The organism is Pseudomonas sp. B7, assembly GCF_016735645.1.
Lineage (GTDB): Bacteria > Pseudomonadota > Gammaproteobacteria > Pseudomonadales > Pseudomonadaceae > Aquipseudomonas > Aquipseudomonas glycinae.
In genome coordinates, this window is sequence record NZ_JAERRE010000009.1 from 340,694 (window position 1) to 347,700 (window position 7,007).

The window sequence follows — 7,007 nt, forward strand, 5'->3', positions numbered from 1 at the left end:
TGCATGAATATCGCTCATGTTGGTACGGGCGTCATAACGGTAGAATCGCGGCGTTTTTTCTTCAGGATCAGGATCAGGGACATGTCGTACCGCGTCATCAGCATTGCATTGCTGTTTTTAAGCTTTGGCGCGGCGGCGCAGAGTCCCGCTGTTTCTTCTTCTATCTCCTACACCCGGGACATCCAGCCGATCTTCACCGAGAAGTGCGTGGCCTGCCATGCGTGTTACGACTCTGCTTGCCAGCTTAATCTGGGCAGCGGCGAGGGCGCGGCCCGTGGCGCGAGCAAGATGCCCGTCTACGATGGCGAACGCACCCAGGCGGCACCGACCACGCGGCTGTTCTATGACGCCTTCGGCAAACGCGCCTGGCAGCAGAAAGATTTCTACTCGGTGCTCGACGCCCAGGGCAGTCAGGCGGCGCTGATGGCGCGCATGCTGGAGCTGGGGCACAAAACGCCACTGACCCCCAACGCCAAATTGCCGGAAGACATCGTGCTGGGGCTCAATCGCGAGAACCTGTGCGCGATGCCTGCGGAGTTCGACGGCTATGCGGGCGCCCATCCGAAAGAGGGCATGCCGCTGGCGGTGACCGGGCTGACCGATCAGCAATATCAGACGCTGCAACGCTGGCTCGCTTCCGGTGCGCCGATCGACGAGCAAGGCCTGGCGCCAAGCGCTAAGGAGGCGATGCAGATCGTCCAGTGGGAAAACCTGCTCAACCAGCCTGGCGCGCGGGAAAGTCTGGTCGGGCGCTGGTTGTTCGAACACTGGTTTTTGGCGCACATCTATTTCAAGGACGGCGAGCCGGGGCATTACTTCCAGTGGGTGCGTTCGCGCACACCGACCGGCCAGCCGATCGATCTGATCGCCACGCGTCGCCCGAACGACGATCCGGGCACCCAGGTCTACTATCGCTTGTGGCCGGTGCAGGGCGTGATCGTGCACAAGACCCACATCACCTATCCGCTGAGCGCGGCGAAGATGGCGCGGGTCAAAAGCCTGTTCTACAACGGCAACTGGCAGGTCAACGCTTTGCCGGGCTACGGGCCGCAGAGTCGAGCCAACCCGTTCGCGACCTTCGAGGCGATCCCGGCGCAGGCGCGTTACCAGTTCATGCTCGATAACGCCGAATACTTCGTACGCACCTTCATTCGCGGCCCGGTGTGCCGTGGGCAGATCGCGACCGACGTGATCCGCGACAACTTCTGGGCGCTGTTCCAGGCCCCGGAACACGATCTGTACATCACTGACCCGAACTATCGCGGCCAGGCCACGCCGTTGCTGGCCATGCCGGGGCAGAACGACGATGTCGGCAGCGTCCTCAGCCTGTGGCACAACTACCGCAACAAGCGAAACCAATACGAAGTCCTGCGCCGTGACAGCTACGCCGACCTGCCGGCACCGAGCTGGTCGACCCTGTGGGCCGGCAACGACAACGCCTTGCTCAGCATCTTTCGCCACTTCGACAGCGCTTCGGTGACCAAGGGTCTGATCGGCGAGGTGCCGCAGACGATGTGGCTGTTCGACTATCCGCTGCTGGAGCGCACCTATTACCAGCTGGCGGTGAATTTCGATGTGTTCGGCAACGTCTCCCATCAGGCGCAAACGCGCTTGTATTTCGACCTGATCCGTAACGGCGCCGAACAGAACTTCCTGCGCCTGATGCCCGCCGATTCCCGCGAGGGTTACCTTGACGATTGGTACCAGAGCAGCGGCCAGTTCAAGATGTGGCTCGATTACGAAGCCATCGACGACGACAAGCCGACCGCACTGAAACTCGACGAGAAAGACCCGAAACACGATTTCGCCATGCAATTGCTGGCGCGCTACGGCGATCTCAACGCGCGTCCGGATCCGATCAACCGTTGCGAAGACGCCTATTGCTCGCGCCCGAACATCGACCCGGCGCTGCAAAATGCCGAGCAGGCGCTGAGTCGCCTGACTTCGCGCCCGGCGGCGGGGCTGAAAGTGATCGATCAATTGCCGGAAGCCACCATGCTGCGGGTTGAAACCCGTAGCGGCAAACGTGAGGTCTACAGCCTGCTGCGCAATCGTGCCCACAGCAACGTGGCGTTCCTGCTCGGTGAATCGCTGCGTTATCAGCCGGGCCTGGACACGCTGACGATCTATCCAGGCGTGCTCAGCAGCTACCCGAATTTCATGTTCAACGTCCCGGCGGATCAGGTGCCTGCGTTTGTCGATGCCATGGAAAACGCGAAGGATGCGCCGCAATTCGAGAAGATCGTCGAACGTTGGGGCATCCGCCGCAGTCATCCGCAGTTCTGGTTCTATTTCCACGACCTGAGCCAGTACATCCACGAGACCGAGCCGGTGGAAGAGGGCGTGCTGGATATGAACCGGTACGAGAATCTTTGATCGTTTGAACGATGGCGGTTGTCCCAATCCTGTGATGTACGGAATCGGGAGCGCCATCGATGTTGATTTCAGTGCAGGCCCTGCGAGCGCTCGCCGCGTGGGCGGTGGTCTGCCATCACTTCATGCAGATTTTCTTCGACTTCGAGGCGCGTGGGCCGATCGGTCAGTTGTTCATCGACAAGGGCGCCGTGGGCGTCGATATATTTTTCGTGATCAGCGGGCTGGTGATTTTCCTGTCCACTGAAGGCAAGGCATTGCCGCCGACGCGTTTTCTGCTGTATCGACTGTTTCGGATTGTCCCGGCGTACTGGCTCTACACGGTGCTGATGGCGTTGCTGGTGGTGTTCGCCCGGCCGCTGTTGCCGGACCAGACGGTGGATTGGGGGCATTTGCTCCTGTCGTTGCTGTTCATTCCGACCGAGAACCCCGGCGGCTACGGGATCTATCCGACCCTGAATGTCGGCTGGACCCTGAATTACGAAATGCTGTTCTACGTACTGTTCGCCTGGGCGCTGTTGTTCCGGCTGCAAGTGCGTTTGCTGGTGGTCGCGGCGCTGCTGTTTGCGGTGTGCCAGGCCTGGACCGGGTTTGGCTGGGTCAGCGCGTTTTATCGCTCGGACATCGTTTATGAATTCCTGCTGGGGATCGGCATCGGCATGCTTTACCGTCGGGGATGGATCCGGCCGGCGCTCTGGCTGCCATTACTGGGGATCGGTGCGGCATTAGTGGCGATCTATCATCTGCCGCCGGAACCTCGATTGCTGAATTGGGGCGTGCCCAGTGCGGTGCTGGTCATGGCCAGCATGGCGCTGGAGCGGCATGTCGAACGCAACAGGCTGCTCAAGCTGCTGGGCGACTGTTCGTACTCGGTGTATCTGATGCATGTGCTGGTGCTGTCGGCCGGTGGTTATCTGGCCCGGCGCTACGGAATCAACCCGTATTTGATGTTTATCGTCTGTGCGCTGGCCATTGCTATCGGTTCGTGGCTGAGCTACGAATGGGTGGAAAAACGCAGTTATCAATGGCTTAGGGCACGGATTGACGGCGAACCTGGCGCTTAGCCGATTTGCGAACTATTCCTACGTAAATAGTAGGACTTTGTGCCGCGCGCCGATTGGCGTAAACTCCGCCTCAAGCCTGCGAGGAGTCTCCATGACCGCTATTACCATTACCGACGCCGCCCATGATTACCTGGCCGATCTGCTCTCCAAGCAGAACACCCCGGGCATCGGCATCCGCGTTTTCATCACCCAGCCTGGCACCCAGTACGCCGAAACCTGCATTGCCTACTGCAAGCCGGGCGAAGAGAAACCAGAAGACACGGCGCTGGGGCTGAAAAGCTTCACCGCTTACATCGACTCGTTCAGCGAAGCGTTCCTCGATGATGCCGTCGTCGACTACGCCACCGACCGCATGGGCGGCCAGCTGACCATCAAGGCGCCAAACGCCAAAGTCCCGATGGTCAACGCCGACAGCCCGATCAACGAGCGCATCAACTACTACCTGCAAACCGAAATCAACCCGGGACTTGCCAGCCACGGCGGTCAGGTCAGCCTGATCGATGTGGTTGAAGACGGCATTGCCGTATTGCAGTTCGGCGGCGGTTGCCAGGGCTGCGGCCAGGCGGACGTGACCCTGAAGGAAGGCATCGAGCGCACCCTGCTTGAGCGCATTCCGGAGCTCAAGGGCGTGCGCGACGTGACCGACCACACGCAGAAAGAAAACGCCTACTACTAAGGTGTTCGCTGCGGCATGAAAAACGGCGCCCCGTGAGCGCCGTTTTTTTATGGCCGGTACAAATGCGCATGCCCGGCGCGATACAGCGAAGACTCGCTGAAATGATCGCTGCCCAACACCCGCCCGACCAGAATCAACGCCGTACGCCGAAAGCCCTTCGCCGCCACCTTCTCGGCAATATCTTCCAGCGTCCCCGTCACCCAGTCCTGATCCGGCCACGTCGCCCGGTGAATCACCGCGATCGGGCAATCCGCGCCGTAATGCGGCAGCAGTTCGGCAATGATCTTCTCCAGATGATTGACCCCCAGATGAATCGCCATGGTCGCCCCGTGCTGCGCCAGGTTGCCGAGCTCTTCGCCGGCAGGCATCGCGGTCTTGTCCGCATAACGGGTCAGGATCACGCTTTGCGAGATGTCCGGCAGGGTCAGTTCGGCGCCCAGCAGCGCGGCGCACGCGGCGGTGGCGGTCACACCGGGAATGATCTCGAACGGAATATCCAGCTCACGCAGATAACGAATCTGCTCACCAATGGCGCCATACAGACTCGGATCCCCGGAATGTACCCGCGCCACATCCTGGCCCTTGGCGTGGGCGGTCTTGATCAGGTCGATGATCTGTTCCAGGTGCAGTTCGGCGCTGTTGACCACGGTTTCAGCGCAATGACCTTCCAGCACTGCCGTCGGCACCAGCGAACCTGCGTAGATGATCACCGGACAACGGCGGATCAGCCGCTGGCCTTTGACAGTGATCAATTCCGGGTCGCCGGGGCCGGCGCCGATGAAGTAAACGGTCATCGTTGGATCCTGTAGAAAAGGGGCAGGGCGGTGCTTCACCAGCCCTTCAGATGAAGAATGCTCATGATCGAAAGCGGGGATTATCGGGAATTTACGCCGCGCCGGCCAATGCCAGAGTTGCCTGGGCGTACTTTTGCCGGGAAATCAGCAGTTTTGCCGGGCCGCTGATCAATTGTTCGGCGAGCGCCAGCGCGGCACTTTCCGCTACGCCATAACAGCCGGTGCGTTCGAAGGCGATTTGTGAATGGTGACTCAAGCGTTGCTGATAACTGGCCAGTTCCTCGCTGCTGAAATACAGCAACGGCAGCGCCAGTTGGGCGGCGAGTTCCTGCAAACCGGGTTCGTCGCGTTTCAGGTCGATGCTGGCCAGTGCCTTGACCTTCTCAAGATCAATCCGATGAGCCTGCAATGCCTGATCAAGTAATGCACGCAGCGTACTGGCCGGGCAGCCGCGCTGGCAGCCCAGGCCGACCACGAAGGTCGGCGCTGCGCTGTCATCGGTCATGCGTGGTACTGACCTTCGCTTTTGCGGCGGAACAACCAGGCGCTGATCAGGCCCAGGGCCAGCCAGAACGCGACGTTGGTCAGCTGCGAAGCGATTTTGAACTGGGCTTCCAGGGCTTCCGGGGCGAGCATCGAATGCACTTCCGGTTGCGGCGCGCCGATCACGTGCGGCACGGCAAGGATCGCCACGCCGAGGATCTTCATCAGCCAGTGACGGCTGAACGCAATCAGGGCCAGACCGACAGCGGTGGAAGCGGCGGTGCCGATCCACCACAGCTGACGCGAGGCCAGATCCGCAGCGGCAGTGCCCGGCAACTCAGGCGGCAGACCCATGGTCGGCGCGAGTACGAAGGTCGCATAACCGGCCAGGCCCCAGAGCAAGCCTTGCGAGGTTTTGGTCGGCGCACGCAGGGTGTACAGACCCGCCAGCATCAGGGCGAAACCCACGGCAACCACCAGATTGCCGCCCGTGGTGGAGACCACACGCTGCCAGCCGTCTTCCGGCTCCCAGGCTTCGGCATCGTGGGCGTGGGCGGCGGTGCCAGCGGCGTGTTCGTGGACTTCGGCCACCGGTTCGGCTTTCTCGAAGGTTTCGGCCTGCAGAATCAGTGGGGAAACCCAGAAGCTTTGCAGCAAGGTCAACAGCAGGGCAGCCAGAAGTCCGGTGAAACCTGCGGTCTGCGCAATACGCTTGATCATGTCGTCAGGTCTCAGTGGCACGGGAACGCGGCGCTGTGGCGGGTATCGTGCGCGGCGTTGTGCACCGCTTCGATGTGCGAGAAACCGGCGAAGTAGACCAGGCTTGCGCCCAAGATCGACGCGAAGATCGCAGCGGTAAGGCGTTGGCTCAGGGTGGTGGTGCTGGAGATTTTGTCCGTATTGCTGCCGGTGCTGCTGATGATCGACATGGCGCTTCCCTCTGGAGTGTCAGCGGGCGGATAGAGCGCATAAACCCCCTGCGGCCGGGCGCGCAGAGGTTCGAACAGCGCCCGCCCACCGCGGGTTTGTTATGTTCAGTGGCGATGTCGCGCACTGTGTGTTGCGGGCCGGTCTCCGGGCTCACGAGGGGTTGGCGTCTGGCCGACCTGCAAGCGTCACCTTCCCATGCCTGTGGGCACAGTGGCTCTGACGCTTCGCTCGCTTACCGTTGCGGGGGCAGCACCGGACTGACATGGCTTTAGAGTAAAGCACATGATTCACCGGTTTCCCGTTTCACCCTGTGAGGGGCACCCGTAACAAGTTGTGTAGGAGACCATGGGCGGGGGATTTGAGTCAATTGGGATTGGGATTGGGGGCAGATCCGTTGCTGCGGTTATGGCTGCTTAGGGTTCCGCCCTTACGGCGGGTCACTTTTTCCAAACGCCGAAAAAGTAACCAAAAAGGCTGCACCCTGACGTACGGCCCCTCGCTGAGGCTCGGGGTTCCTTCGCTCCGGGATCGATCCGGGGGCATCGCCTACGGTTTGCTTCGCTGCACCTCCTCTCGATGTGTTTGGCTTCGCCAAACGGTCGCTGCGCTCCCACCCCCGGATCAATCCCTCCACTCAGCCTGCCGACGGGCCCTGCGATCAAAAGCGGTACTCGAGCTAACGCTCAT

General features: G+C 61.0%; 7 protein-coding genes and 1 riboswitch. Of the genes, 3 read left to right on the forward strand and 4 right to left on the reverse strand.

The window, feature by feature from the left end; all coding sequences use genetic code 11:
- The first annotated feature begins 81 nt into the window (after positions 1–81).
- From JKA62_RS21355 to nfuA, 3 genes are all read left to right on the forward strand, one after another.
- Positions 82–2,376: a fatty acid cis/trans isomerase gene (locus JKA62_RS21355; RefSeq protein ID WP_201819313.1), complete on the forward strand. Its 2,295-nt coding sequence runs from the start codon at positions 82–84 to the stop codon at positions 2,374–2,376.
- Positions 2,377–2,435: 59 nt separating this feature from the next.
- Positions 2,436–3,437: an acyltransferase family protein gene (locus JKA62_RS21360; RefSeq protein ID WP_011334493.1), complete on the forward strand. Its 1,002-nt coding sequence runs from the start codon at positions 2,436–2,438 to the stop codon at positions 3,435–3,437.
- Between the two features lie 91 nt (positions 3,438–3,528).
- Positions 3,529–4,113: a Fe-S biogenesis protein NfuA gene (gene nfuA, locus JKA62_RS21365; protein WP_007959519.1), complete on the forward strand. Its 585-nt coding sequence runs from the start codon at positions 3,529–3,531 to the stop codon at positions 4,111–4,113.
- Between the two features lie 47 nt (positions 4,114–4,160).
- Here nfuA and cobM read toward each other — a convergent pair whose 3' ends face one another.
- The 4 genes from cobM to JKA62_RS21385 form a co-directional block, all read right to left on the reverse strand.
- Complete coding sequence (gene cobM, locus JKA62_RS21370) at positions 4,161–4,907, reverse strand: precorrin-4 C(11)-methyltransferase (protein ID WP_201819316.1); 747 nt, start codon at positions 4,905–4,907, stop codon at positions 4,161–4,163.
- Between the two features lie 91 nt (positions 4,908–4,998).
- A complete protein-coding gene (locus tag JKA62_RS21375) occupies positions 4,999–5,412 on the reverse strand; it encodes a cobalamin biosynthesis protein (RefSeq protein WP_011334491.1) in 414 nt (137 codons plus the stop codon).
- Positions 5,409–6,110 (reverse strand): CbtA family protein, encoded by a 702-nt coding sequence (locus JKA62_RS21380; RefSeq protein WP_201819319.1) that lies wholly within the window; start codon positions 6,108–6,110, stop codon positions 5,409–5,411. The genes JKA62_RS21375 and JKA62_RS21380 overlap by 4 nt, the downstream gene beginning before the upstream one ends.
- An 11-nt stretch (positions 6,111–6,121) precedes the next feature.
- Complete coding sequence (locus JKA62_RS21385) at positions 6,122–6,319, reverse strand: CbtB domain-containing protein (RefSeq protein ID WP_016983301.1); 198 nt, start codon at positions 6,317–6,319, stop codon at positions 6,122–6,124.
- A 119-nt stretch (positions 6,320–6,438) separates the two neighbouring features.
- A riboswitch (cobalamin riboswitch) is annotated at positions 6,439–6,660 on the reverse strand.
- Positions 6,661–7,007 lie beyond the last annotated feature (347 nt).